26 protein-coding genes are annotated in these 25,021 nt (G+C 46.4%); 14 read left to right on the top strand and 12 right to left on the bottom strand.

Translation table 11 applies throughout. The features are described from left to right. Positions 1-17: 17 nt before the first annotated feature. From RIF36_RS19310 to RIF36_RS19330, 5 genes are all read right to left on the bottom strand, one after another. A complete protein-coding gene (locus tag RIF36_RS19310) occupies positions 18-599 on the bottom strand; it encodes a hypothetical protein (protein WP_350129202.1) in 582 nt (193 codons plus the stop codon). Between the two features lie 157 nt (positions 600-756). Then, on the bottom strand, positions 757-1,137 hold the full coding sequence (locus RIF36_RS19315; protein WP_350070012.1) for a DUF1987 domain-containing protein: 381 nt from the start codon (positions 1,135-1,137) through the stop codon (positions 757-759). 580 nt (positions 1,138-1,717) lie between these two features. Then, the gene (locus RIF36_RS19320) at positions 1,718-2,281 is read right to left on the bottom strand and encodes a hypothetical protein (RefSeq protein WP_350129199.1); all 564 of its coding nucleotides are present in this window, start codon (positions 2,279-2,281) and stop codon (positions 1,718-1,720) included. Positions 2,282-2,314: 33 nt separating this feature from the next. Beyond that, positions 2,315-2,695 carry a DUF1987 domain-containing protein gene (locus RIF36_RS19325; protein ID WP_350070007.1) on the bottom strand — a complete coding sequence of 127 codons (381 nt, stop codon included), beginning with the start codon at positions 2,693-2,695 and terminating at the stop codon, positions 2,315-2,317. A gap of 423 nt (positions 2,696-3,118) precedes the next feature. Continuing rightward, entirely contained in the window at positions 3,119-3,439 is a 321-nt protein-coding gene (locus tag RIF36_RS19330) for a Dabb family protein (protein ID WP_193217858.1), read from the bottom strand. Positions 3,440-3,923: 484 nt separating this feature from the next. Here RIF36_RS19330 and hisG point away from each other — a divergent pair, with 484 nt between their 5' ends. From hisG to hisB, 4 genes are read left to right on the top strand one after another with little or no spacing between them, the layout of a single operon-like run. Continuing rightward, positions 3,924-4,775, top strand: coding sequence for an ATP phosphoribosyltransferase (gene hisG / locus RIF36_RS19335; RefSeq protein WP_350070003.1), 852 nt, complete (start codon positions 3,924-3,926; stop codon positions 4,773-4,775). A gap of 14 nt (positions 4,776-4,789) precedes the next feature. Further along, a complete protein-coding gene (hisD, locus tag RIF36_RS19340; RefSeq protein ID WP_350129196.1) occupies positions 4,790-6,091 on the top strand; it encodes a histidinol dehydrogenase in 1,302 nt (433 codons plus the stop codon). Continuing rightward, a complete protein-coding gene (gene hisC / locus RIF36_RS19345) occupies positions 6,081-7,151 on the top strand; it encodes a histidinol-phosphate transaminase (RefSeq protein WP_350129194.1) in 1,071 nt (356 codons plus the stop codon). The genes hisD and hisC overlap by 11 nt, the downstream gene beginning before the upstream one ends. Positions 7,152-7,160: 9 nt before the next feature. Next, positions 7,161-8,255, top strand: a complete 1,095-nt coding sequence (gene hisB, locus RIF36_RS19350) for a bifunctional histidinol-phosphatase/imidazoleglycerol-phosphate dehydratase HisB (protein ID WP_350129191.1) — start codon at positions 7,161-7,163, stop codon at positions 8,253-8,255. Positions 8,256-8,416: 161 nt separating this feature from the next. Here hisB and RIF36_RS19355 read toward each other — a convergent pair whose 3' ends face one another. Continuing rightward, positions 8,417-9,157 carry a peroxiredoxin gene (locus RIF36_RS19355; RefSeq protein ID WP_350129188.1) on the bottom strand — a complete coding sequence of 247 codons (741 nt, stop codon included), beginning with the start codon at positions 9,155-9,157 and terminating at the stop codon, positions 8,417-8,419. A gap of 164 nt (positions 9,158-9,321) precedes the next feature. Beyond that, positions 9,322-10,251 (bottom strand): SGNH/GDSL hydrolase family protein, encoded by a 930-nt coding sequence (locus RIF36_RS19360; protein WP_350129185.1) that lies wholly within the window; start codon positions 10,249-10,251, stop codon positions 9,322-9,324. A 110-nt stretch (positions 10,252-10,361) separates the two neighbouring features. Between RIF36_RS19360 and RIF36_RS19365 the strand changes: the two genes are divergently transcribed. Then, positions 10,362-11,783 (top strand): amidohydrolase family protein, encoded by a 1,422-nt coding sequence (locus tag RIF36_RS19365; RefSeq protein WP_350149534.1) that lies wholly within the window; start codon positions 10,362-10,364, stop codon positions 11,781-11,783. A gap of 14 nt (positions 11,784-11,797) precedes the next feature. Here the strand turns inward: RIF36_RS19365 and RIF36_RS19370 are convergent, their stop codons facing one another. Next, positions 11,798-12,604 (bottom strand): 3-keto-disaccharide hydrolase, encoded by an 807-nt coding sequence (locus RIF36_RS19370; protein ID WP_350069983.1) that lies wholly within the window; start codon positions 12,602-12,604, stop codon positions 11,798-11,800. A 97-nt stretch (positions 12,605-12,701) separates the two neighbouring features. Between RIF36_RS19370 and RIF36_RS19375 the strand changes: the two genes are divergently transcribed. Both RIF36_RS19375 and RIF36_RS19380 read left to right on the top strand, forming a co-directional pair. Further along, complete coding sequence (locus RIF36_RS19375) at positions 12,702-13,121, top strand: VOC family protein (RefSeq protein ID WP_350129179.1); 420 nt, start codon at positions 12,702-12,704, stop codon at positions 13,119-13,121. A gap of 155 nt (positions 13,122-13,276) precedes the next feature. Continuing rightward, entirely contained in the window at positions 13,277-14,122 is an 846-nt protein-coding gene (locus RIF36_RS19380) for a hypothetical protein (RefSeq protein ID WP_350129176.1), read from the top strand. A gap of 358 nt (positions 14,123-14,480) precedes the next feature. Here RIF36_RS19380 and RIF36_RS19385 read toward each other — a convergent pair whose 3' ends face one another. Further along, positions 14,481-15,383 (bottom strand): NAD-dependent epimerase/dehydratase family protein, encoded by a 903-nt coding sequence (locus RIF36_RS19385; RefSeq protein ID WP_350129173.1) that lies wholly within the window; start codon positions 15,381-15,383, stop codon positions 14,481-14,483. Between the two features lie 465 nt (positions 15,384-15,848). Between RIF36_RS19385 and RIF36_RS19390 the strand changes: the two genes are divergently transcribed. The 4 genes from RIF36_RS19390 to RIF36_RS19405 all read left to right on the top strand — a co-directional run bounded on the left by RIF36_RS19390 (position 15,849) and on the right by RIF36_RS19405 (position 19,821). After that, positions 15,849-16,871, top strand: coding sequence for an LLM class flavin-dependent oxidoreductase (locus RIF36_RS19390; protein ID WP_350129170.1), 1,023 nt, complete (start codon positions 15,849-15,851; stop codon positions 16,869-16,871). 13 nt (positions 16,872-16,884) lie between these two features. Then, positions 16,885-17,964, top strand: a complete 1,080-nt coding sequence (locus tag RIF36_RS19395) for an FAD-dependent oxidoreductase (RefSeq protein WP_350129167.1) — start codon at positions 16,885-16,887, stop codon at positions 17,962-17,964. 128 nt (positions 17,965-18,092) lie between these two features. Continuing rightward, positions 18,093-18,620 (top strand): REP-associated tyrosine transposase, encoded by a 528-nt coding sequence (locus RIF36_RS19400; protein ID WP_350129164.1) that lies wholly within the window; start codon positions 18,093-18,095, stop codon positions 18,618-18,620. A 103-nt stretch (positions 18,621-18,723) separates the two neighbouring features. Then, positions 18,724-19,821, top strand: a complete 1,098-nt coding sequence (locus RIF36_RS19405; protein ID WP_350129161.1) for an AbiH family protein — start codon at positions 18,724-18,726, stop codon at positions 19,819-19,821. Between the two features lie 123 nt (positions 19,822-19,944). Here the strand turns inward: RIF36_RS19405 and RIF36_RS19410 are convergent, their stop codons facing one another. Both RIF36_RS19410 and RIF36_RS19415 read right to left on the bottom strand, forming a co-directional pair. Then, a complete protein-coding gene (locus RIF36_RS19410; RefSeq protein WP_350129158.1) occupies positions 19,945-20,340 on the bottom strand; it encodes a tetratricopeptide repeat protein in 396 nt (131 codons plus the stop codon). 125 nt (positions 20,341-20,465) lie between these two features. Next, positions 20,466-22,388: a S9 family peptidase gene (locus RIF36_RS19415; protein ID WP_350129155.1), complete on the bottom strand. Its 1,923-nt coding sequence runs from the start codon at positions 22,386-22,388 to the stop codon at positions 20,466-20,468. A gap of 561 nt (positions 22,389-22,949) precedes the next feature. On the opposite strand from RIF36_RS19415, the gene RIF36_RS19420 reads away from it, so the two are divergent. From RIF36_RS19420 to RIF36_RS19430, 3 genes are read left to right on the top strand one after another with little or no spacing between them, the layout of a single operon-like run. Beyond that, a complete protein-coding gene (locus RIF36_RS19420) occupies positions 22,950-23,216 on the top strand; it encodes a hypothetical protein (RefSeq protein WP_350149537.1) in 267 nt (88 codons plus the stop codon). A gap of 23 nt (positions 23,217-23,239) precedes the next feature. After that, positions 23,240-23,503: a hypothetical protein gene (locus RIF36_RS19425; protein ID WP_350149546.1), complete on the top strand. Its 264-nt coding sequence runs from the start codon at positions 23,240-23,242 to the stop codon at positions 23,501-23,503. Continuing rightward, the gene (locus RIF36_RS19430; RefSeq protein ID WP_350129146.1) at positions 23,427-23,663 is read left to right on the top strand and encodes a PIN domain-containing protein; all 237 of its coding nucleotides are present in this window, start codon (positions 23,427-23,429) and stop codon (positions 23,661-23,663) included. The genes RIF36_RS19425 and RIF36_RS19430 overlap by 77 nt, the downstream gene beginning before the upstream one ends. A 165-nt stretch (positions 23,664-23,828) precedes the next feature. Here the strand turns inward: RIF36_RS19430 and RIF36_RS19435 are convergent, their stop codons facing one another. Then, positions 23,829-24,935 (bottom strand): DNA alkylation repair protein, encoded by a 1,107-nt coding sequence (locus RIF36_RS19435; RefSeq protein WP_350129143.1) that lies wholly within the window; start codon positions 24,933-24,935, stop codon positions 23,829-23,831. Positions 24,936-25,021: the final 86 nt, after the last annotated feature.

Raw genomic sequence — 25,021 nt, forward strand, 5'->3', positions numbered from 1 at the left:
ATATCATCAAATGGCCTCTATTTCGAAAACAAAAGCTTTCCAATAGATGGTGATAGTTTAATAGTGGGTAGCTTGAATTTGTTTTCAAGTTCCGGAACATTCCCATTGTTTCCCTTCACGATCTTTATTTGCTCTTTCTTCATGAAGAATGTTTCCAGGCCACCCTCTAAAAACTTAAGACCAAAAGCGATACAGCCCTTAACTACAAGGTCTAAGTACTGGATATGCACAATCACGGCGATTGCTTCACCCAGGAACACCTCTTCAGAAAGGAACATTATCACGGCCGCAGTAAATATGATAGTGGAAGCTTTTTTTCCAACCTGAGCCTTCACTAGCTGACCAATAGTGCTTTCAAGAAGCGAGTTTTTCTCAACTATTTCCTCATTCTGTTCTATGATTCGCTCGTTAGCTTTGTTCAGCTTAGACTGAAGCTTGTCACTAACCTTTGTAATAACCTTGCTCTGAATAAGTAGATCCTGATAGCTATCTATAAATTGGGCAAGATCCTTTCTTGAAATATTGTTCTGCTGCGCTTTGGTCTTAAACGCATGAAGCGCTTTGTCTTCTTCGTCGTATAGTCCCCACAAGTCATTCATACCTTTTAAAATTAGTTAGGAGATAGGTATTAGGTATACAGTGTAGTCAACAAAGTATGTAACCTGTCTTTGAAAGTTTCGAATAACAACTAGCTGCCTTTGTTAGATACAACGGTTAGTGATTTGTGTGGTCAGGAAAACCACAGCAACTAACCCGTTAGGCTGCGATAGTAATAAAGTTGAAATTCATGTGAAGTATGTCTGAAAAGTCCTCACCTACTTCTCTCATTTCTTCATCCTCTTCCAGATAGTACCAGTTGATGGTAACACATCGCCCTGCTTCCTGCATTTTGTGGAGCTTTTTTAACATGTTAAAAATGCACTTGGAAGAACTCGTGTTAAAGTAATGAAAAGACAGATTTGCGGTGAGTCCCCCGCTTTCGTGGGTAACGTACTCGTCCAGCTCAACAATAAATTTTTGATAGAAGCTATTTGAGTTGGCGGGATTTGAATTCCCCTTTAATTCTATCAGCCCCGTCGAAGGGTCGAAATAGACGAACGGCGTATAGTCCGTAGCTTGAATGTAAATCTTTTCCATAATCTCTCAGGTTTGTTACTGTTATAATCTCAAGTAAAGTATATAAAAAGAAGGGTGGTTCTACATCTCATCCCTTACTCCTAATAATCTTTACTTAAGTTATTTCTTTTAGAAGCTTGATTGCCTTCGATTTCTGGTCAATACTTTCTCATGTAAGATATCCATTATATGAGGAGTAAAATCTTGTAAGAATAAAAGTGTTTAATTAATCATACATACTTAAATAACTGTAAATCAATTAGATATATTTACACATTCACAATTGATTTTTTTGAAAGCGCCAGAGACTGATGTAATATTTGTGGGCTGAAAGTTGAAATATGCTTCAGATAGTTGAAAAAGCGCACGGTTATAGGGGTAAGAATAGTGAATGTTATTTTATTGATATAATTTTACAATTAATAAATGAAAAAGGGAGGTGAATGGTAGCTCGTGTGTGGTTTCATTGATATTTTTTAGGTTAATATGTTTGTAATCAATGATTTAGGTGGATGCCAGCCAGGATTCTGCCTTATTTTTTGTGATGTTATTGTATGGGGGTTAATTCTGGCCATGAAGCGGCCCGGGTGATTTCAGAAGACTAGCGGGGAACGACTTCTGATGTGATGAGCCCGGGAGAGTGTGGGCTGCTAACCTCCAACTCTTCCCACAAACCTTCTTCAACAATTTTTGAATGCTCTCTCCGCATAAAAAATTTCTCGATAGTTGATTCGAAGGCTTTTAGGGTAAGGGCCATGCAAAGTTTTACAATCAAGCCGATGTATGGAATATCAACGTAGCTATTGATTGCTTCCTCAAGAAGCACTTCTTCAGCCACGAAAAGCACAACGGCGGCTGTAAGTATGATGGTAGAGGCTTTTTTACTGACTTTGGCTTTCACCAGTTGCTCTATAGTATTATGGAGCAACTTATTATTGTCACTGATGGTTGCGTTTTGTGCAGCGATTTGCTCGTTTGCCTTGTTAAGCTTCGACTGAAGCCTGTCGCTAACCCGAGTAATTACTTTGCTTTGTGTAATGAGGTCATCGTAATTGTCGACGAAGCCTATCAGACTTTTTTTTGAAAGTGCATTGTCTTTCACCTTCTCCTTAAATTCTTTTAAGGATTTTTCTTCTACGTGGAAAAGGCTACTAGTTTCGTTCATTTCAAATAATACTGTTGCTGTGTTGATAGGTTTTTATGCTGACATCGCAATAAAATTGAAGTTTAGGTTCATTAGGTCAGAAAAATCTTTCCCTACCTCGTACATGTCTTCGTCGTCGAGACTGTAATACCAATTGATGGTTACCTGACGGCCTTTTTTCCTCATGGCGTTCAACTGTTTGAACATATCGTACAGGCATTTTGAGGAACTTGTATTGAAGTATCTGAACGCCATGTTGGCTACCAGCCCTCTTGTGTCGTTCACAACGTAGTCTTCGAGCGTATGAATCACTTTTGTGTAGAAGGTAAGCGAATTGTGAGGGTTGGAATTGCCCCTTAGTTCTATTATCCCGTTGGAAGGGTCGAAGTGGACTTGGGGAGTGAATTCTGTTGCCTGAATGTAAATTTTTTCCATACTGGTGATATTAAGAGGTACAAATAATTGCTATACCGCTTGGTTGCTTTTTTACCTTGTCACAAAGTAAATGCATAAGCATGGAGCAAAAGTGGCAAGTGCGAACGAATACTATCTGATGTAAGATTATGAGAACTCTTAAGCCTTTAGAGCTAAAATTGAAAGCCGAGTGCGAAGAGATTTAACTCTTAAGTAACTGAAAACAAGTGGAATACCTGTTATTGAGTTAGGTATTGAGTGGGTGCAAAAAAGCTGACCCGTGATGTAGGAATTTGAAATGGTGCGAGCCCTTCTTGCACATTTTTCAATAAAAGGGGAGGTGGGGTGCTTGTTATGGCACAAAAGCGGCGGGGAAATTGGGATGACAACCAGTCCGTTTCATAGGAATCAAAACGGACTGGTTGTCGGTCTTTTTTTGAATACTTATACTTTCACTGAATCATAGACCTGCACCTTGCTCCACATATGTTGGGCTTTTTCAACGAAGGCCAGGTGGACGGGGTGCTCCTGGTAGGCGTCCTGATCTTTCTTGCTATCGAAAGCTAAAACGATAGAGAAGGTATAGGTATTGTCGATGACGGGTCTGTTGGTGTCGGCAGGCGTTCCGATAAACCTTTCCTTAATCACATCAATGCTGCCTGTGTATTCTTTCACGTGGGAAAGAAAAGTTTTCTTATTGGCTTCGCTGGGATCCTTGAGCCAGAAATAGACAACGTGATAGAAGTTAACAGATGAATCTTTCATAGTTTTTGTTTTTGCAAATGAATATGTACCTAAGCCGAGCAGGCCAAGCAGACCTGTTCCCTTTTTTAAAAATGAGCGACGTTGTGAATCCATTTTGGTTGTGAGTAAAGTGAGGGACTAAAGATAGAAGGTTGAAATTATTTTTTCCTCGTTTTGAGGCGAATCCTTTTCTGAAATGCCCGGATGAAGCCTTCTTCAGGTGTTGCCTACACCTTATTATATAGTATCAATATTTAGCCATTCTTTGATGTAAAAGGAAGAGGCGAAAAAAACTTGAACAATTTTGTCTTTTTGGGTTTTAATTGATGTTAGTGGAACCTAAATTTGGCCTTGTAAAATGAAGTACCTGAGACACTCCCATATATTCGATCATCTGCACGTGAACCACGATCATGTGTCTCGTCATTCCCATTAAGGAAGAGCATTTTACTTCAACATTGGCCCGTATTCATTTTACTTACTCATTTCTCTAATTAAGCTTTTCATGCTACGTATTGCAGTTCAAAAATCAGGTCGCTTAAGCGAAGATTCGTTCCGTTTGATCAAAGAGTGTGGAATACACTTTAATAATGGTGTAGGTAAGCTTAAGGCCTCTTCCCATAATTTCCCGATGGAGTTTCTGCTGCTCAGAGATGATGATATTCCGGGCTATGTAGCCGACGGCGTAGCGGACATCGGTATTGTTGGGCTGAATGTGGTAGAAGAAAAGGAAAAAGACCTTGATATAGTAGTAAAGCTCGGTTTTTCCAAGTGCAGACTTTCTTTGGCTATTCCCAGAAATGAGGAATATGCAGGCATAAAAATGCTGGAAGGCAAAAGTATTGCCACTTCCTACCCAAAGATTTTGGGAAGCTACTTAAAGAAGAATAACATCAGTTCAGACATTCACGAAATTAGCGGTTCGGTGGAAATTGCGCCAAGCATTGGGCTGGCCGATGCTGTGTGTGATATTGTAAGCTCCGGCAGCACACTCTTGAGTAACGGACTGAAAGAAGTAGAGACCATCTTCACATCCGAGGCAGTGCTTGTCGGCCACAAAGGGCTCGGTGCCGAAAAGAAAAAGCTCCTTGATCAGCTCCTTTTCAGGATTCGATCAGTGCAGAATGGATCTAATAATAAGTACATTTTGCTCAATGCTCCCAATCATAAAATAGAGGAAATCGCAAACCTTCTGCCTGGGATGAGGAGCCCAACGGTACTGCCCCTGGCTACGGAAGGGTGGAGTTCTATTCATTCTGTGATCAATGAAGACAGGTTTTGGGAAATAATTGAGAAATTGAAAGAGGCAGGAGCTGAAGGCATTCTTGTGGTGCCGATAGAAAAAATGATATTGTAGACAAATCGAGGACCATGCAACTAATATACGAACCACCCCGGAAGCAATGGCTTGAGCTAACAAGCAGGCCCGCTCAGGATCCGGCAAGGCTTGAGAAGGTGGTGAAGCCAATATTGGAAAAGGTGAAGCGCAACGGCGATATGGCCTTGAGAAAGTTTGCACTTGAGTATGATCATGTTGAACTGGACGACCTCTTTGTAACAGAGGAAGAGCTATTGGCCTCGGCTGATCAGGTAGGGGATGAACTGAAGGCAGCCATTCATGTTGCAAAGGAAAATATTGAGAAATTCCATCTGGCGCAAAAGGAATCTCCTATAACGGTGGAGACTATGCCGGGTGTGGTCTGCCAACGCAGGAGCATACCAGTAAACAGGGTTGGACTGTATGTGCCCGGAGGCACAGCACCCCTCTTTTCTACTGCCCTGATGCTTGGTATTCCGGCAAAAATTGCTGGCTGTAAAGAGATCATTATTGCTTCGCCCACTGATAGCATGGGGCAGGTGAATGCCACAGTATTGTACGTGGCCCACTTACTAGGTATAAAGAAGATACTGAAGATTGGCGGAGCTCAGGCTATTGCCGCTATGGCGTTCGGCACGGAGTCGGTGCCGAAGGTTGATAAAATATTTGGGCCCGGCAACCAGTATGTGACGGCGGCTAAGCAAATGGTGAGCCGTGACACGGTGGCAATCGACATGCCAGCTGGCCCTTCGGAGGTGTTGGTGTTTGCCGACAAGCATGCAGAGCCGTCGTTTGTGGCGGCCGATTTGCTGTCGCAGGCTGAGCATGGTGCCGATAGCCAGGTGATATTAGTTACCTCCAGCAAACGCATGGTGGATAGCGTGGCACAGGAGGTGGAACGTCAGCTGGCTACTTTGCCCCGGAAAGCAATGGCAGCAAAAGCTTTGGAGAATAGCAGAACCATCTATTTTGAAGACAAAGCTACTGCCATGGACTATATTAATATGTATGGCCCTGAGCACCTTATTCTTGCGTTGAAAGATGCGGACAGATATGCCGAAATGGTAGAGAACGCAGGATCAGTATTCATAGGCAACTATACACCTGAGTCGGCAGGAGACTATGCGTCGGGCACGAATCACACGCTGCCTACCAATGGTTGGGCCAGGGCGATGGCGGGTGTTTCTGTTGATAGCTTTGTGAAAAAGGTCACATTCCAGAAAATTACGCCGGAGGGATTGCAGCAGCTTGGCCCCAGCATTGAAGCGATGGCTTTAGCTGAAAAGCTCGATGCACACAAAATGGCGGTAACACTTCGATTGCAGAAAATTAAAGAAGGTACCAATGAGCTTTGATCCTAACTCGCTACTTCGTAAGCACCTGGTTAACCTGAAGTCCTATTCTTCCGCCAGGGATGAATACACTGGTAAAGAGGGCGTTTTTTTGGATGCCAACGAAAATCCCTACGGTTCTGCTGGGGTAAAGGAAGCTTACAACCGCTATCCGGATCCTTACCAGCAGGAGGTGAAACAAGCGGTTGCCAAAATCAAGAATATTGGTGCCGAGTCTATTTTCCTTGGCAACGGCAGCGACGAGCCTATCGACTTGCTTATAAGGGCGTTTTGTGATCCAGGGAAAGACAAGGTGATCACAGTGCCCCCCACTTATGGCATGTACGAGGTGAGCGCCGGCATCAATGATGTGGGAATTGTGAAAGTACCTTTGAACGAGAATTTTCAGCTCGATGTAAAAGGAGTCATAAGCGCCACTGGTTCGGACACGAAAATTCTGTTCCTCTGTAGTCCCAACAACCCTACAGGCAATCTGATTCGAAAAGAAGACCTTTTCACTTTGCTTCACGAATTTCCTAACCTCGTTGTCATCGACGAGGCATATATTGACTTTGCACCTGATGCCGGCTTTTTACCGCATCTGCACCGGTTTCCTAATCTCATAGTGTTGCAAACACTGAGCAAGGCCTGGGGGCTCGCTGGTGTTCGACTGGGAATGGCTTTTGCCAGCCCTGAAATAGTCACTGTCCTGAACAGGATCAAGCCACCTTATAATATACCGGCGCCGACGCAAAGTATTGTAAGAGAGGCTTTAGGCAATGTGCTGGCCAAGGAAAAAATGGTGGCCGATATCCTGGAGCAGAAAAGCTGGCTGGAAGATCAGCTCGCAGCCTTGCCTATTGTGCAGCATATCTATCCCAGCGATGCTAACTTTATGCTCATCAGAGTGCCAAAACCAAAGGAAACTTACCAGTTTCTGATCGATCAGAAGGTGATAGTGAGAGACCGAAGCAATGTGATGCACTGCCACGGCTGTCTGCGCATAACGGTAGGAACGAGAGCTGAAAACGAAGCTTTGCTAAAGGCCCTGGCTTTGGTACGGGAGGACTCATTTGTCAATTAATTTGAAGAAATGAAGAAGGTATTGTTCATAGACAGGGACGGCACGATCATCGTAGAGCCGCCTGAAGACTTTCAGGTAGACTCGCTGGAGAAACTGAAGTTTATTCCTGGTGCTATTTCCAACCTTAGGAAGATAGCGGAAGAACTCGACTACGAGCTTGTGATGGTGACCAATCAAGACGGATTAGGTACGGCCAGCTTTCCCGAAGATACATTTTGGCCAGCGCAGAACAAGATGTTGGAAACGCTGGAAGGCGAAGGGGTCAACTTCGCTGCCATCCACATCGATAAAACCTTCGAAAAGGACAATGCCCCAACCCGAAAGCCCCGCACAGGACTTCTTACACAATACCTGACCGAAGATTACGACCTGCCCAATTCCTATGTGATAGGAGACCGTAAAACGGATGTGGAACTAGCGAAGAACCTCGGTGCAAAAGCTATTTTTATAGGAGAGTCAAACCCAGATGCAGCTTTAAGTACTTCGGATTGGGATGAAATTTATCGTTTCCTCAAGCTGCCGCCAAGGATGGTTGAGGTAAAACGAACCACGAAAGAGACCGATATATTGATAAAACTCAACCTCGATGGCACGGGCCAAACGAAGATGGACACAGGCCTGGGGTTCTATGATCACATGCTCGATCAGCTAGGGCGCCACTCTGGCTGTGATTTAGAAGTAACTGTGAAGGGCGACCTACATATCGACGAGCACCACACGATTGAAGACACAGCGCTGGCTTTAGGGGAAGCTTTCCGCAAGGCTATTGGCGACAAAAAAGGCATTAGCCGCTATGGCTTTATGCTGCCTATGGACGACTGCCTGGCTCAGGCTGCTATCGACTTTGGTGGAAGGCCCTGGCTGGTGTGGGAGGCAGAATACAAGCGTGAAATGGTAGGCGATATGCCAACGGAAATGTTTTATCACTTCTTTAAGTCGTTTTCTGATACTTCGCTGAGTAATATCAACATTAAGGCGGAAGGCGCTAACGAGCACCACAAGATAGAGGCAACCTTTAAGGCGCTAGCGAGGGCCATCAAGATGGCTATAGGCAGAGACGCCAATGCACTGAATCAATTGCCTAGCACGAAGGGGGTGCTTTAGAGAGCGCTTGTGATCGGTAGTGAATTTGGGGCTAATGTCTCACTTGCCGTTTCTATTTTGAGTATGGCTGTGGCCTTCCTGGGTCGGCTGAAAAAGAAAGGCTACACCTCCCGGTACTTTGTCCGGGAAATGCAGCCACCGTACTAACTTGTTGTCCCTACTTACGCTAATACAGGTTCCTTTTCTTTTTTCAGTACCTTGTCGAGCACCATGTCTTTGTCGAGCTTTTTGGTACAGAAAAACCAGTCTTTGCAATCAAGACCCTCGATATTGCCGTCCATTCTGTCTTTAGCTACGCCGCACGATCCTGCGGGCGAAATGATCACATCGTCACCTGGCTTCCAGTCGGCTGGTGTGGCCACTGCAAACTCATCGGCTGTTTGTAAGGCAACGATCACACGGTAAAGCTCGTCAAAGTTGCGGCCGAGGCTCAGTGGGTAGTAGATGATAGCCCTAATCATGCCCTTGGGGTCGATAAAGAACACCGCCCGAACTGCCTGCGTACTGCTTTCATTGGGCATGATCATGCCGTATTTTTTGGCTACGTTCATCGTGATGTCCTCAATGAGCGGGAATTTGACATCCACATTCTTCATTCCCTTGAATTCGATTTTGTCTTTGATCGTGCGGAGCCAGGCAATGTGACTGTATAATCCATCAATCGATAAACCAATCAGTTGTGTGTTTGCCTTGGCAAACTTTTCTTCAAGTGTGGCAAAGGTCATAAATTCTGATGTGCAAACAGGAGTAAAATCGGCCGGATGGCTGAAAAGGATGACCCACTTGCCGTGGTAATCAACGGGAAAGTTGATATCACCCTGGGTAGTTTTTGCTTTGAACGCTGGTGCTTTATCGCCGATGCGTGGCATAGCCACCACTTCTTCATTCATTGTAGTTTCCATATCTCTTGTTGTTTTTATTGATAGGTGAAGCTAGCGATTCACTAAGTGGGGCGCAGTGATTTTAGTCACACTGGCACTTTGATTTTCGACACTTTAAAGAAGATGTTTGATGCAAGGAGGCAAAAGGGTAACGGCTGGCTGGTGAAAGATAGAGTCTTCTGTTTTTAGCGGAGGAATTTGTTGATCTCGGCAGCAATTGAAGCATATTTTTTTTGCGCATCGGGTAGTGGCATTCCTTTGTTCATTCCTGGTCTGGTATGACCCGTGGATGTGAGCCAGGCGTCCTTCATTATTGCCTGGCGGTCTTCAATGAGCTGCAGGATTTTAACACCGTTGCGGGTCGTAGAAACGGCCTCCTCTGGGTTGTCAGCTTTGACCATCTCGTTCAGTCCCAGGTAGGTAAGCACCGCTTTGGCCATGATCCAATGGCCAGCCTTGTCCGGGTGTACACCATCGGCTGCGTACTTGAACTCAGGATCTGTCATGCGCTTGTCCTCCATGTACTTTTTCATGGGCTCATGCACGTCGGCCACATTCCACCCCTTTGTGTATTTATTGCTAATAAGCCAGTCGGAATAAATATTCAGCACATTGGCATAAGCTGCTCCCTTTCGCTCGTCGTATACCGGGGGTGTGAGATGAACAATGATGGCGCCGACTTTTTCTACTTCGGTGTGCAGCCAGTCGATGCCGTCTTGGTAAGCCTGGAAGCGGTCATCGTCAAAAGGGAGATAAATGCCATCATTCATGCCGTAGGAAGCAAACACCAGATCGGGTTTGGTTTGAACCAACACCCTGGCAAGGCGTTCGTGCAAATCGGGCCGGGGAAACTTGCCATCGGCGTGGTTAGGTTCAGAAAGGCCCGACACTGTTTCGCTGGGTAGCCCTACATTGATGACCTCGAACTTCCTGTTGGGGTAGGTGACGGCGAGGCACGCTTCAATGTAAGACACATACTGCCCGGCGTAAGTAATGCTGTTGCCCAGAAAGACGATTCGGTGAACCGAATCGGGGATAGCATAAGTGTCCTGACCATGGGCCTTCAATTGGACGAAAACAACGACAAGAAAACAAGCGATCAGTCGGGTCATCATTGACGAAGATAGGAAATATCGAAATACGATTTGCCTACTTTTTTGTAAGTTCGGACGTGCTGTACATTCACCTGGGTGAGCGTGCAGGCTAGCCAACCTAATTCCCGACCATGAGAAGACTATTTTCTACAATCCTTGTCATTATTTGTACTTGCTCTGGCTCATTTGCACAAGATCAGCTAACAGACGAAACGAAGGCTTTTGTTACCCACGAAAGAGGTTCTTATCTGCTGCAAAACCTCACACTTTTGGATGGAACGGGCGGCCCTGCCAAAGCCAATCATGATATACTCATTGTGGGGGATAAAATTGAAAAAGTAGGCGTTGATTTGCCGGTGCCAAAAGGGGCCACGGCCATCGATATGGAAGGGAAAAGTGCCATGCCGGGTATGGTGATGCTACATGAGCATTTGTTTTACCCGAAAACAACGCCAGATGCCAATTATGGGGTGGACCAAATGAGCTACTCTTTCCCAAGGCTTTACCTTGCCGCTGGTGTCACCAGCATGAGAACGGCCGGAAGCATCATGCCGCAGGCCGACCTCAATATCAAGAAGGCCATTGGGCGTGGAGAAGTGCCAGGTCCGAAAATGGATGTGACCAGTCCGCACATTGACAGAGAGGGGGTAGGTATATTTGAGCTCGGCGCCATCGACTCTCCTGAAGGTGCCGCCAGGGCGGTTAACTACTATGCCGACATGGGTATTACCTCTATTAAGGTGTACAATTTCATTACCCGGGAAGACTTAAAAGCCATCGTAGAGGCTGCCCATGCCAGAAACCTGAAAGTCACTGGTCATATCTGTTCCATTACCTACAGGGAAGCCGCTGATATTGGGATCGATAACCTTGAGCATGGTTTTTTCTCCTGCAGCGATTTTGCTAAAGGTAAGCAAGTTGATATTTGCGATCCCTTTGAAATGCGCAAGGCCTTGTTGACGATTCCGGTCGATTCAAAGGAGGTGACCGAACTGATAACGCACCTGGTAAGCAAGAAAGTGGCGTTGACCTCTACCATCAATGTGTTTGAGCCCTACACAGGCCGGGAAGTAGTGCCTGGAGGTGGCATCGATGCTTTGTTTCCTAATGCTAAAGAAAAGGTGTACAAGCGCTGGGCAAGTAAGCAGGGCAGAGACTCGCTCGATTACCTGGCGTTTAATAAAGCCAAGGTGTGGGAGAAAGCTTTTTACGATGCAGGTGGCTTGCTGGTAGCAGGCACCGATCCCACTTACGATGGACGAATTGTGGCGGGTTACGCCAACAGGAGACTGTTGGAGCTGTTTGTGGAAATGGGCTTTACGATTCCAGAAGCCATTAAAATATGTACACTACATGGCGCTACCTACCTGGAGCAGACATCTTCTATTGGCACCATCGAGCCGGGAAAAATCGCCGACCTGCTGATCATGGACAAAGACATCAGTAAGGACATTACCGCCATCAGATCGCTCAATACTGTTTTCAAAAATGGTATCGGCTACGACTCCAAAAAGCTCTTCAAGGCAGCTGAGGGGTATGTGGGGATCAGGTGAAACCCCATCGCTGGTCACAGCGGTTTGATAAACACATTTCGGTAAAAAATCTCAGCGCCTTCTGCTTGCAATAGGATTTTTCCTTTGGTGAGTGGCTCCCAGCTATTTTTTTCAGCATCCCAGTACTTCATGTCAATGGCCTCATTGACCACTTTGCCATTAATGGTGAAGGTGGCATGGTCTCCGTTTACCTCAACTTCTACCTTGTTCCAGCCCGGCACTTCCCATGAAAAGGATCTGGAAAAGCGATGGTATTTGTTTTCAATTTCTCCCTTTGTCTTGAGTTCGCCATTGGTGGCATAGTGCTCAGAGGCATCCACCCTGGCTGAGGCTCTTGCCCCAATGATCCATAAATCCCCAAGGTCTCCTTCTTGAATTTGACATTCTACGCCATAGGGCCAAAAGTCAGTTTCGTCGAAAATATGAAACAGAACGCCAGCGTCTTTCACATTTTTAGTCCTGGGTTCAAACTTTTTCTCACCCCATTTGAAATCAAATGTAAGAATATAGCTGCCGTATTCTTCTTTGGTTACTAACCCGGCAAATGACTGAAGTGAACCTGCCTGTTGGTTGGGGTAGGCGTGAATGGTTCCATTTTCCGCCGAAAATAATTCCAGGCTATCGGGGCCATTTCCATCACTCACGGTATACCAGCCTTCCAAATCAACACCATTGAACAGCGCCTTAAACCCTTCCGGAGCTATGGTTTCTGAATCGGAGACGTTTTCATTGGCTTCCTCGTTTGCTGCCGGTGGACTGCACATGGTGGCAAGAGACAAAATGCACAGTAACGGTATGTGTAGTGGTCGGGGCTGTTTCATTGGGGAATATAAGACTTTATAATTATCTGCAGTAATCTCGGCAGGCGAAGTAGCTGATATATCGTTTTAAAGGGGCTCAATTGGGCAATCACTCGAAATGATTGGTTTCAATGTGTATATTAGTTTGCGTAACATCAGAAGAAAAGCCATGGCTGCCACACCCTCACCTTTAGGTATCATCCCGGTTCTTCCCTCACTCGACATACAACGTGACATAGAGTGGTATGACAAGTACGCCGGGTTTAGTTACTGTTTTGGTGATAACGGATACGCCGGGTTAAGAAGAGAAAACCTGGAGTTCCATTTGCAGTTCCATCATGGCAATGAGGAAGATCCTATTACCGGCGGCTCTGTTATGAAGATTTTTGTCGCCGATATCAGGCCTTATTTTGAGGAGTTTGTGAAGCGGGGAACGGTCCCGAAAGAGAAATTGCGAATGAACACCCCCTGGGGTACGCACGAATTTGGCTTCTACGACCTAAACGACAATGCCATTTTTGTGGTGCAGGACGTATAAACCGGTTCATTCATGTGCTTTCTGAGAAGTTGGAGCAGCTGAAATCACGAATCAATCCGCCTACGGTTATGTGCCCGTAACTACACAAAATGGTAGCTTGGCCCAATAATCTTTTGTAAAATTGGCAAGAAACTAATAGCTGCTTAGGTACAATAATGGAAGGCCGAAACATAGAACCTTTTTTTCTCAATACGCTCTTAAAAGCATGCGTTGTAGGCGTGGCTTTGATTCTCGCTGCTAACTTTTTCTTTTTTCCAGAAGACACCATTGGTGTTAGTATTGCGCTGGTTATTTTGCTTGCTTGCCTGGTGGCTCACCATGTCAGAGAGAAGCACCCAACGTCAGCGGTAATAATTCTAACGTCCATTACTTTGGCGGCGGTATGTTACCAACGGCTCATGCAAATCAGCCCTTCTATCACCCTGGCCACCGTGATTATTATTGGTTTTGTCTTTTCAGTGATGCTAAAGGGGCGAATCATGTGGGTCATGCATGGTATTGCTTTTATTATGCTGAATACTGTGTTTTTGTATCACGTGTCGGACGTTGTTACCGCTGCCATCAACTACTCGATTTTGTACCTCATCATCGCATACCCCAGCGGCGTGCTGAAAGTGAACTATGACAGAATACACCAGCACCTACGACATACCAATAATGAGATGAAGAAAAAGGCAGCGGAGATAGCACAACAAAATGAAGAGCTTCAAAAGACCCAGCACGATCTCAGTATTTTGAATAAAAACCTGGAGCAGATGGTGGGGGAGCGCACGGCAAAAATTAAGGCGCAAAACGACATGCTGATTTCCTATAGCCATACCAATGCACATCATTTAAGGGGGCCTGTGGCACGACTGCTGGGGCTTGCTGCCATTTACAAGCTTGAGTCTGGGGGTAAGATTGATACACTTGTGGAGAAAATGATAGAGCAGGCCAGTGAGGTTGACGCAGTTGTTAAGAAGATCAATGCTGATCTGGAGTCAAAAGAACTGGAAATGTAAAGCCAGGCATTGACCTGTGGCCTGCGAAGCCTGCCCATAAAAAGACCCAAAAAAAGGGCTGTGCAAAACAAAGAACTCCATGCAACACAAGCAGTGCTTAGTTCATTGAATCAAAATTCGGAGCAAATTGTAAATGAGCGCAGGGCAAGAATTAAGTCCCAAAATGTGAGGAAATATAAAGGCCTGGCTGATTCAACGGTAGGCTTCGGCACGGCAGCAATGGATTGTGCGCTTGGGGCCGTCAGCCGGCGGATGAGGGAAGAAACTGGTGTCTGACGGCTCCTGCCTGGTGGCTAGTTTGCCGTGCCGGCACCTGCGTTGGCCATGCCTTCGGAGAACGTCGAGGAGTAGCTCTCAATCAGTCCCATTTCACGTATTTGCGCCAGTTGTGTTGCTCTTTGAAGCCCAGCACTTCACGAATTTTGCGATTGGAAAACAACGCTTCGTGCTCCCCCAACTCACAGCTAATGGGCACGCCAGGGAAAAACCGTTCAGCCAATTCTTTGCTGCGGATAACGGCGCCGTTATGATCGTTGCCGGCATTGAAAACCTGATAACCAAGGCCGTCTTTTTTCAAACATAAATCCACAATCTGCCCCAGGTCACGTGCATCAATATAACAAAAGGCATTCCTGCGGCGCACTTCTGGGTTTTTGAAATACCCAGGAAACAGTTCCGTGTATTCATGAGGCTCAATCACATTACCGATGCGAAGGGCGTAAATATCAAAGCCGGATCGTCGCTGGAAGCTGCGGGCTGTTTTTTCATTGACCACCTTCGACAATCCATAGCTATCCATGGGGTCAACGTCATAGTCTTCTTCCAAAGGCAATACATGAGGGTCGGTTTTGCCATCTGAAAAACAGACACCATAGGTGGTTTCCGACGATGCAATGATAATCTTCTTTATGCCAAGCTTCACAGCCGCTTCAATTACATTGTAGGTGCCGATGGTGTTGACACGAAAAGTTTCACTATCTGGATTGATCAAGATCCTGGGCACAGCTGCAAAATGCACCACAGCATCAAACTTTGGTACGCCATTGCCGGGCTCCAGTTCATCCAGCCCGGCATACGAACTCATGGCATTGAACATTTGTCCGGAATCTGTGATGTCAGCCTTCAGGTTGTCCACCCCTGGATGATCCAAAGGCACCAGGTCTACATTCATCACCCTATGCCCCTGGTTCAGAAGGTAGGGCACCACGTGCTTTCCTGCCTTTCCTGATCCCCCGGTAAAAAATATCCTTTTGCTAGCCATGGCTGCTTCTGTTTAGTGCTGAAAGCAACTTACGTACTGATGGAAATAAAGCCAAAATGTGAAGGGGAAAAAGGGCAGGCGTCGGCACGGCAGCAATGGATTGTGCGCTTGGGGCCGTCAGCCGCCGGAGTGAGGTTCACCGGTGTCTGACGGCTCCTGCCTCGTGGCTATTTGGCCGTACCGACACCTGCGTTAGCATGCTCAGCCCTGGGTAGCACAGGCTTTGTTTGGGAGTTGGCGGACGCCAGTTTGTGAAAGCCACAAGCCTGCCCGGCTGGGAGAGACCCTTGCGGCAGGGGCTGGCTTGGACTCTACTGAGTCGATACTATACTGATTGAAAGTAATGGCACCAATTTTCTTCTCTTAGTGTTTGTGGTTAGCTGAGATGAAGCAGCAGGGCTTTCTGTTCGGAGCAGGAGTCAGCTAACTATCTTTACACATTATATTCAACCCTTGGGGGGAACCATGAAAAAAATTGGGTTTTTATCATTTGGGCATTGGGACAACCATCCGGCGTATGCCACCAAAACTGCAAGTGACACACTGCTGCAATCTATTGACCTGGCGGTAGCGGCGGAAGAAATTGGGATAGATGGTGCTTATTTCCGGGTGCACCATTTCGCCAGGCAACTGGCATCTCCTTTTCCTTTGTTGTCGGCTATTGGGGCCAAAACAAGTAAAATAGAGATCGGCACAGGCGTAATCGATATGCGGTACGAAAATCCGCTGTATATGGTGGAAGACGCCAGTGCTGCCGATCTGATCTCAGAGGGAAGGCTGCAACTGGGTATCAGCAGAGGTTCCCCGGAACAAGTGATTGATGGGTGGCGACACTTTGGCTATGAGCCAGAAGAGGGAGAGTCCGATGCCGATATGGGTCGCCGGAAGGGATTGGAGTTTTACGAAAGACTGAAGGGCGAAGGCTTTGCCCGGCCGAATCCAAATCCTATGTTTCCGAACCCACCTGGGTTGCTGCGATTGGAACCCTTTTCGGCAGGATTGCGTGACCGCATCTGGTGGGGTTCCGGCTCAGATGCCACGGCAGCGTGGGCGGGAAAAATGGGCATGAACCTCCAAAGCTCCACCCTGAAGTTTGATGAAAGCGGTAAGCCTTTTCACATCCAGCAGGCTGAGCAAATCAGGTTGTACAAGCAGGCATGGAAAGAGGCAGGACACCAGCGGGAGCCCAGGATTTCAGTGAGCCGATCCATCTTTGCGCTGGTCAACGAACAGGACAGGTACTATTTTGGCCGTGAGGCTGACAGAACTGATAAAATAGGCTTCATCGAAAGTAACAGGAAGGCCATCTTCGGAAGGAGTTATGCGGCAGAACCCGACCAGTTGATCAAAGAGCTGGCGAAAGATGAGGCTATCCAGGAGGCCGATACCATTCTGTTGGCAATCCCAAACACTCTGGGAGTCGACTACAATGTGCATGTATTGTCCTCTATTCTGGAACACGTAGCTCCCGGGCTGGGATGGCGCTAATGAGAGGTTTTGGATGGCTAACAAAATTCGCTACAAAACTAAAATTGCGGTCATAGGCGCAGGGCAGGCGGGGCTTTCCACGGCTTATCATTTGAAGAGACGTGGGCTGGAAGCCGGTCGGGATTTTGTGGTGCTCGACGAAGCACCCAGCCCCGGCGGTGCCTGGCAGTTTCGCTGGCCCTCGCTCACCCTGAGCACAGTGAACAGGATCCACGACCTGCCGGGCATGTCGTTTGAAGACAGCCTGGAAACCGACGCTACGGAGGTGAGAGCCAGCGTGGCGGTGCCACACTACTATGAGTTGTATGAAAAGAAGTTTGGTCTGCAGGTATATCGTCCGCTCAAGGTGGAGAGGGTGTACTGGCACAACGACCGGCTGCATATCGATACGTCTACTGCGCTGTTCTCAGCGCTGGGCCTTGTGAATGCCACAGGCACCTGGCAAAACCCCTATATTCCGAAGTATCCCGGTGCAGACCTTTTTGAGGGAGAGCAGCTGCATACCAGGGATTTCAAGAGCGCTGAGTATTTCACGGGCAAACATGTTGTGATAGTAGGGGCCGGCATATCCGCTATTCAGCTGCTGGATCAGATTTCGAAAGTGACCACTACCACCTGGGTGACCCGACGACCACCGGAGTTCAGGGAGGAGCCTTTTGACGATGTGGCGGGACACAATGCCGTGGCCATGGTGGAGGAACGGGTGCGGAAAGGCCTGCCGCCGCTGTCGGTGGTGTCGGTAACGGGTCTGCCCCTGTCGCCGGCTGTTATTGACATGAAAAAGCGAGGTGTGCTCAACCGCTTCCCGATGTTCAGCGAAATCACCAAGACAGGCGTAAAGTGGCCTGATGGCAGAGAAGAAAAAGCTGATGTGATTTTGTGGAATACTGGCTTTAAAGGTGCTCTCTCACATCTGGATGCGGTGCTGCCAAGAGAAGAGGGCGGCATTGTGATGGCCGGAAGCCTGGCCACCATGGTGGCGAAAGAGCCCAGGATCCATCTGGTCGGCTATGGCCCCTCTGCCTCAACCATTGGCGCCAATCGTGCTGGCGGCGCAGCAGCCCGGGAATTAATGAAGACGCTGGAGAAGTGATGCTGCGTGCGAGGCTCTTCGGGACGGTCCGTAGGCCATCGCTGAGCGAGAAACCCGAAGTAATAATTAAAACGGATTTTAATCCGATCTGCATACTCCAAAATAAAACTAATTCCATATCTTAATTCATGGCCTTTGAATACAGAATAAAAGATCTGTATGGTCAATACTTTGTCACCTTTACGGTTCACCAATGGGTGGACGTTTTTACGAGGGAGGAGTACAAGAATATATTGATAGACAGCCTGAAGTTCTGCCAGAAGGAGAAAGGACTCCAGATATACGGATGGGTGCTAGTGACCAATCACATCCACTTGATCATTAGCAGCAACAAAGAAAAGCTAAGCGGCATCATAAGGGATTTCAAGAAGTATACAGCCAGTAAGGTGTATGCCGCCATTCAGCGGAATGATAGAGAAAGCCGCAAAAACTGGTTGCTGTGGCTGTTGCGAAAGGACGACAAAATTTGGTTTTGGGAAGAGGGATATCATGGAGAGGAGATAACTATTCGTGATTTTTTCGACGTAAAGCTTCAATACATACATATGAACCCTGTGAAGGCTGGAATTGTGCAAAAGGAAGCAGAGTATGTTTATAGTAGCTGTAGCGATTACTATGGAGTGAGGAAGGGGTTACTGGAAATGGCTGAAGGTTGATGGTGTAGGGATTTAAATTCCCAATTATTAAGACTTCGACATGCCCTGCGGAACATGTCGAAGAGCGGGGTGCACGTTTAATAGGAGAAAAGAAGACTTTCAAATGAACAGATTGATTATTGTTGGAAATGGGTTTGATTTGGCGCACGGCCTGCCTACTAGTTATGACAATTTTGTTGATTATTATTTCACCTCTGTCGCACAGAATCTAGGAACCAGATATTCACATGAGGACGACTTACTAAGAGCTTCAACTACGATTGGCAATTTTAAAACATTCAATATAAATAGCTTCGAAAAATTCAAGGAAGCGAAGGAACAAAAATTATTGAGAGCGGAATTTAACAACTCATTCTTCGAGACAATGGTATTTCAAAAATCCGAGAACTGGGTTGGAATAGAAGAACTCTATTATAATACTTTAACTAGTATCGTACAGGATCAAATTAGAGCCAGGACATTTTTGGATATGTCAACAAGGCGAGAATTCTCAAGAAAGGCTAGAGAATTGAATGAAAAATTTGATCAGGTTAAGACTCATTTCCACAACTACTTGGTCTCCGAGGTTAAAGAACGTTATGAATTCAGAACACTTCAGGAATTCATTGGCCCATTTTATAGCGATTACCACACATTCAACCCACTGACGTTGAAATTAGCAAATATATATCCTCTTGAGAGGATATGTATTTTGAATTTCAACTACACCAAGTTAGCTAATCTTTATCTGACTAAAGGGCTGCAGTCGAAAGGTTCACTATGTATTAATATTCATGGAGAACTCGAGTCTCAAATTAACCCCATAGTCTTCGGATATGGAGACGAAAGAGACCATGCTTTCTACTTGCTAGAAGATTTGGGAATAGACGATTTATTAGTCAATATTAAGTCAATTTGGTATCACAAGTCTTATAATTACTGGCAAATAAGCGAGTTTCTGAAGTCAAAGCCCTTTGAGATTGTGATTCTAGGGCATTCATGTGGGATGTCGGACAGAACATTGCTGAGCTGGATATTTGAGCATAAGAATTGCGTACGTTTACGCCCCTACTACTACGGAGGAATTGACGGATTTGACAAGCTTACAATCAATATTTCCAGAAATTTTGAGAACAAGGAAACTCAAAGAAAAGTCTTTCAATTTGACCAAGCACTTGTATTTCCAAGTGGGCAGCTAAATTTTCAGAACCGAACGAAATAGTTCAATTTTTTTCGCACGAGCGAAGCAGAAATTTCGCTAATTTCTGTAATTTTCAGGAGCAGCCATATTCGGACTTCAAGTCCGGTGATTACCATTCGTCGGTGTAAACCCAAAGGAGTAATTCTATTTGTTATTTTTTTTCGTCAGCATTTTTATTCGCTCATATATTTTCAGTTGATCAGCATAGAATTGTTTGGCTGACTCAAATCCCATATTGAAATATCTATTATCATAGACATTATTGTCATCTAATTCTGAGTATTCTACTGCAACTTTTAAATCATTAATAGCTTTATCTAATTCGTGCAGCTCCTTGAACGAACTACTTCTTAGAAAGTAGATATTACAGTCAGTAGGCCGCTTTTTTAGGCAAATATTGAATTCATTAACGGCTTCCATGTGATTGCCATCCTTTTGGTGACTGACGGCTAGGTCGGCGTGATGTTGAAAGTCTTTTTTTTTGAGACCGCCTTTTGAGGAATGGAATAACTTATTAAACATATGAAATACTCTTATCATGAAGTTAATGTTTGTGTACGCCGTGATAGCAGCCTATCGCCGCTAGTTCGAGTCTGTGACTCCGGACTATTAATAAACCAGTTGTCGTCAGTACTCATGACGAGAGTACTGACAACAAATTTATTTCACTTCTCGGCCACAGGCTCTACCCCCTTCAGGTACTTATCCAAAAACACCAGCACCTGCCCGTAGCCTTTGATCTCGTTTTCTTTTTTGCGGAAGCCGTGGCCTTCGTCGTCGAACACTACATACTCTACCGGTACGCCATTGGCTTTTACGCCCGCTACTATTTCGTCAGATTCTACGGGCAGCACCCGTACGTCGTTAGCCCCTTGCAGTACCATCAGCGGCTTGGTTACCTTTTCGGTATGGAAGAGGGGTGAGATTTCGTATAGCCTTACAGAGTCGGCGGTGTTAGGGTCACCCATTTCGTCGTACAGCGACTTGCGGAAGCTTTCCCAATAGGGAGGGATGGACTTCAGCGTGCGCAGCCAGTTGGTCACTCCAAACAGGTTCACGCCCACGTTGAACTCTTCAGGCGCAAAGGTCAGCGCTGCCATTACCATGTAGCCGCCGTAGGAGCCGCCAATGATGCCTACTTTGTCCATATCGATCACACCGGTTGACTCCAGGTAGGTTTTGCCGGCTACGCAGTCTTTCAGGTCTTTGTCGCCATGGTTTTGGTCGTCCATGTGGTAGAACGTTTTGCCATAGCCGCTGCTGCCCCGGTTGTTCACGGCCAGTATCGCATAGCCATGGTTCACCAGGTATTGGATTAGAGCGAAGTAGCTCAGCCTGGTTTGTCCGCCGGGGCCGCCATGTACCCACACCAGGGCAGGCACTTTCTCTCCAGGTGTGGCATTCTTAGGCTGGTAGTAAATGCCGGGAATCTCCGTGCCGTCAAACGACTTGAAGCGTACTACTTTGCCTTCGACGAGGTCGCTGGCAGCCATTTCTGGGTTGAGCGTGTCGGTGAGTTTGGTCAGGGCGTTGGTTTCGAAATTGTACACATAAATATTACTGGGCGATGCAGAGGTGCTCACCGTCAGGCGGGCTAGCTTTTCGCTGTCGGAGATGTTCACTGAGGCAATGCTGCCTCCTTCAATCGCCGGAAGGGTCACTTCCTTGCCAGTGGTCATGTCAAAAATATGCACTTTAGTAGAGGCGTCTTCGTTCACACCTATCACCCTGTACTTGCCGTTTTGTGATTCATAGGCGTACCACACATCCCACTTGTCTTCGTATACCTTTTCAGTAGCGCCTGTTTCCAGGTTGAGCTTTACCATGTAAACAAACTCAGCGCCTTCGTCGGTCAGGTAATACAGCTCCTTGTTATCGAGACTGAAGAACTGTGGGTTATATTGCACATCACCTTCATGCTCGCTGATGTCGGTAGTTTCGCCTGTTGTTTTGTTGTAGAGGTACATTTTGGAGTCGGCACTGGTGATGGACTCGGTGAGTGCGAAGTAGTTCTTGTCTGGCGAAATGGCCGCCACATCTCTGCCGTCGTTGTTTTGGTAAATCACCTCACCAAATCCGGTCTCGCTATCCAAAGACGCTATGGTGCGCTCATACACGTCCATGTACTTTGCATCCCGCTTGTTAGAGGCAATGAACATGCTTTGCTTGTCCTGACTCCAGCCGTAAAACGAGCTCTTGGCGCTGTCGTAGGGCGTCAGGTCTTTCTGCGTGCCATCTGGTGTTTGCAGGTAAATATGATTGTTCTCGTTGCCACCCTGATCGGCGGTGAATAGCACCCGCTCGTCGTTCGGAAAATAGGAAAGGGCAAAGTAAGAATCAACCGTGGAGTTGGTCAGCTGTTTCTTTTCGCCTTTGCCATCCACTGGTATTTCGTAGGCATTGTAAATGCCGGTTTCGTTGGTGGAAACGAGCATCTTCGATTCATCTGGTGAGAAGCTGCCGCCGCTCACATTGATGTTTTTGTAGAATTGCTCAATGGAATAGGTCGTTACAGGAGCTTGTTCCGGCGTTTGTTCACAGCCGAAAAACAAGCCGAATGCCATTGCTGGCAGGATAAGTCTTTTCATAGAAATGGTAAGTTTTGGTAATTAGGTAGGATAAAGATAATGGAAAAGTGGGAGATGGTCAGACAGTCGGACAGTCAGACATTCAGATAGGAGGAGGAGGTTGGGAGACTTTAGAGTAAAAAATGCAAGAGTAAGGATTGAGAAAGTGACCGTCAATGCTAAAGCTTCGGCGGGCTGCCCTCCTTCCCTCAAGCTTCGGCGGGCGAGGAAGACGGGAGACCACGCCTCGGTACGGCTAGTGGGCTTGTGGCGTTTGGGCCGTCAGCCGCCGGGGGGGAGAGTGGTCCGCCTTGGCTGTGCATTCTTTGTGTCTTCGTGCCTTTTGTGGCGGTGAAGTGCTGTCGTTGCGTCGGATGACGCTATGGTGGTGGGCCGCCGTTTTAGAGACGCAACCGGTGTCTGACGGCGCTTGCAGGCGGGGCTATTGGGCCGTTCCGAAACCTTCGACTGTTCAAAGCGCTAGAAATGGTTTAATAAAAAGAGGATGGCAGTCCTACCTCATCCGAACTATTTCGAGAAACTCAATGGCTTGGCATGACTCCTCGCATTGGGCTAATAATTATGGAAAAGAAGTTTTTAAGTGTGTTCGTAAAATATGGTATCTTTACTAAAAAGGGAGGTAATATGATCGTTGAAAGAACTCCAAATGAAATCTTATTGAAGATATCCCCCAATATCGACAAGTTCGCAATGGAACGATTGCTCGAATACATCGAGTACCTGGAAATGACGTCCGATGTAAAGGGCAAACAGGGAGATGCTGATAAGCTTGCTGATGAATTGAATGCTACCTGGTGGACTAAAAATAGGGGTAAGTTTATCAAGTGAAAGTTATTGTAGATGCTAACATAGTGTTCAGCGCCATTTTGAATACTAACGGAAAAATTGGCTATCTCCTTCTAAATTCTACTAGTCTTATAGAGTACGTGGCACCGGAGTATATGATATACGAGGTGAAAAAATGTTTTTCAAAGATTGAGAAAATTACGAATAAGCCCTTTGATGAGATTGAAAGGATTTGTGCCGGCACTATAAAGAATGTACAACTTATTTCGGAGTCTGAGATTCCATTTCAGCCGTTGGATAACGGCAGAAGAAATTGTGAGTGGTATTGATCCCAAAGACACACCATACGTAGCCTTTGCAGACTTTAGGGGAGTGAAAATATGGACGGGTGACAAAGCCTTAAGGGCTGGTCTGACGAAGAAGGGCTACGATATAACAATCACTACTGATGACTTGTATGAATTTCAAAAAAGATCATTTTTGAAGTAAAAAATAGGGGCAAAAACAAAACACCAGATGTTGCGCCGGATAGCTAACCGGTGTCTGACGGCTCTTACGTAAGGCTGCTTGCCGTACCGACACTTTCGTTCGCTCGAGGCGTTGACCGACCCCGGACGGAGTGGAATAAAATGAGGATGCCGGTAAAGCATCCTATCAAGCAATTAGCTCAAACTCTGCAACTCCTTTTTCCTGCCCGTTCACGATAAGCGAGACTTTGTGTTTTCCGGGGTAGAATGTTCGGGTTGTAATGGGTCGGAAGCTGTGCTTTTTCTCTATATCAAGCTGACCATTGCCAACGATTTTTCGTTCGCTTATTTTGAATACTTTTTTGGAGTGCTGGCCGTTTTTCAGCAGATAATAGATGGCGTACTCCAGACGGAGTGTTTGCTCGTTAGGCGTTATATTTGTGAGGGTAAATGAGAATTCGAGGCCACTACCAATGCTTACTTGAGGTGAATGAATCTCCAAAGCTTCAAGGTCAAAGACAGGTGTGCTTGAAATTCCAAACAGCTCCAGCACCGCCACATTGCCTTGCTTTAGCAGCGTTCGGCACCCATGCTTCACAATAGCGTCGGTCTCCCTGGTTTTACCTTTCCATCGATGAGCAATAGAAATCACAAGTTCAGGATTGTCTTTTGCTATGTCGTTCAGGTTGTTGGCCACGCTGCGCCGAACAAATTCTGAGGGATCGTGCTTGAGGTTCTCGAGGATGGGAAGTATGGCCGACGGATCTTTCTTCAGCTCAGGCAATGCCATAGCCCAGGGCAGTCGTGGCCTGCAGCCCTCACTGGCCAGCCGCCTTACCCGATGATCTTCATGCAGGCTCCAGTCGTGCATCTGCCCCATCATTTTTTCACCGTACTTAACAATAAATGGACGTACGGCAAACTCGCAGCTGGCGAATTGAGTTACCAATTCCATTAGCCGTGTTGAAGTGTCGAAGTCGTCGATGCCATAGGTTTCGATGTAATCGGCAAGGAACATGTATTCAAACGACATGGAGTTTGGATGGCGGCGTAGTAGAATTTGAACCACGCTTTCAATAGTGGCAGCTGACTCTTTGAAGTCGCCGTGTAGAACCTGGTGCAAGGCCCAGGTGATGTGTTTCATCCTTTGTTTGAGTTCTTTGCCGTCCCACGCTCCATCATGTATCAGACCGAAGAACTTGGCCTTTGGGAATGAAGGGAATACGTGGCTTATGATCTCCGTGAAGTCGTTGGTGAATTTTTCTGAGTAAAGATATTTAAGGGGCGTAGCCATTATTTGAATGTTGTCTTTAGCTACCAAAAGTATCCACAGCTACTGACAACAGTATGTCAGTGAAAGTTCTCAGCCCAGAAAATAAC

The sequence above is a fragment of the Imperialibacter sp. genome (genome assembly GCF_040222815.1).
Taxonomy (GTDB): domain Bacteria; phylum Bacteroidota; class Bacteroidia; order Cytophagales; family Cyclobacteriaceae; genus Imperialibacter.

What these genes read in the sequence shown, in the direction of transcription:
- RIF36_RS19320 (WP_350129199.1), bottom strand. Translation starts at nt 2,281, where the DNA reads ATGAACGAAACTAGTAGCCTTTTCCACGTAGAAGAAAAATCCTTAAAA.
- RIF36_RS19410 (WP_350129158.1), bottom strand. Translation starts at nt 20,340, where the DNA reads ATGATAAGAGTATTTCATATGTTTAATAAGTTATTCCATTCCTCAAAA.
- RIF36_RS19325 (WP_350070007.1), bottom strand. Translation starts at nt 2,695, where the DNA reads ATGGAAAAAATTTACATTCAGGCAACAGAATTCACTCCCCAAGTCCAC.
- RIF36_RS19380 (WP_350129176.1), top strand. Translation starts at nt 13,277, where the DNA reads ATGGAAGGCCGAAACATAGAACCTTTTTTTCTCAATACGCTCTTAAAA.
- RIF36_RS19405 (WP_350129161.1), top strand. Translation starts at nt 18,724, where the DNA reads ATGAACAGATTGATTATTGTTGGAAATGGGTTTGATTTGGCGCACGGC.
- RIF36_RS19385 (WP_350129173.1), bottom strand. Translation starts at nt 15,383, where the DNA reads ATGGCTAGCAAAAGGATATTTTTTACCGGGGGATCAGGAAAGGCAGGA.
- RIF36_RS19360 (WP_350129185.1), bottom strand. Translation starts at nt 10,251, where the DNA reads ATGATGACCCGACTGATCGCTTGTTTTCTTGTCGTTGTTTTCGTCCAA.
- hisC (WP_350129194.1), top strand. Translation starts at nt 6,081, where the DNA reads ATGAGCTTTGATCCTAACTCGCTACTTCGTAAGCACCTGGTTAACCTG.
- hisG (WP_350070003.1), top strand. Translation starts at nt 3,924, where the DNA reads ATGCTACGTATTGCAGTTCAAAAATCAGGTCGCTTAAGCGAAGATTCG.
- RIF36_RS19435 (WP_350129143.1), bottom strand. Translation starts at nt 24,935, where the DNA reads ATGGCTACGCCCCTTAAATATCTTTACTCAGAAAAATTCACCAACGAC.
- RIF36_RS19310 (WP_350129202.1), bottom strand. Translation starts at nt 599, where the DNA reads ATGAATGACTTGTGGGGACTATACGACGAAGAAGACAAAGCGCTTCAT.
- RIF36_RS19390 (WP_350129170.1), top strand. Translation starts at nt 15,849, where the DNA reads ATGAAAAAAATTGGGTTTTTATCATTTGGGCATTGGGACAACCATCCG.
- RIF36_RS19315 (WP_350070012.1), bottom strand. Translation starts at nt 1,137, where the DNA reads ATGGAAAAGATTTACATTCAAGCTACGGACTATACGCCGTTCGTCTAT.
- RIF36_RS19420 (WP_350149537.1), top strand. Translation starts at nt 22,950, where the DNA reads ATGGAAAAGAAGTTTTTAAGTGTGTTCGTAAAATATGGTATCTTTACT.
- RIF36_RS19430 (WP_350129146.1), top strand. Translation starts at nt 23,427, where the DNA reads ATGTACAACTTATTTCGGAGTCTGAGATTCCATTTCAGCCGTTGGATA.
- RIF36_RS19400 (WP_350129164.1), top strand. Translation starts at nt 18,093, where the DNA reads ATGGCCTTTGAATACAGAATAAAAGATCTGTATGGTCAATACTTTGTC.
- RIF36_RS19330 (WP_193217858.1), bottom strand. Translation starts at nt 3,439, where the DNA reads ATGAAAGATTCATCTGTTAACTTCTATCACGTTGTCTATTTCTGGCTC.
- hisD (WP_350129196.1), top strand. Translation starts at nt 4,790, where the DNA reads ATGCAACTAATATACGAACCACCCCGGAAGCAATGGCTTGAGCTAACA.
- RIF36_RS19415 (WP_350129155.1), bottom strand. Translation starts at nt 22,388, where the DNA reads ATGAAAAGACTTATCCTGCCAGCAATGGCATTCGGCTTGTTTTTCGGC.
- RIF36_RS19375 (WP_350129179.1), top strand. Translation starts at nt 12,702, where the DNA reads ATGATTGGTTTCAATGTGTATATTAGTTTGCGTAACATCAGAAGAAAA.
- RIF36_RS19370 (WP_350069983.1), bottom strand. Translation starts at nt 12,604, where the DNA reads ATGAAACAGCCCCGACCACTACACATACCGTTACTGTGCATTTTGTCT.
- RIF36_RS19355 (WP_350129188.1), bottom strand. Translation starts at nt 9,157, where the DNA reads ATGGAAACTACAATGAATGAAGAAGTGGTGGCTATGCCACGCATCGGC.
- RIF36_RS19365 (WP_350149534.1), top strand. Translation starts at nt 10,362, where the DNA reads ATGAGAAGACTATTTTCTACAATCCTTGTCATTATTTGTACTTGCTCT.
- hisB (WP_350129191.1), top strand. Translation starts at nt 7,161, where the DNA reads ATGAAGAAGGTATTGTTCATAGACAGGGACGGCACGATCATCGTAGAG.
- RIF36_RS19395 (WP_350129167.1), top strand. Translation starts at nt 16,885, where the DNA reads ATGGCTAACAAAATTCGCTACAAAACTAAAATTGCGGTCATAGGCGCA.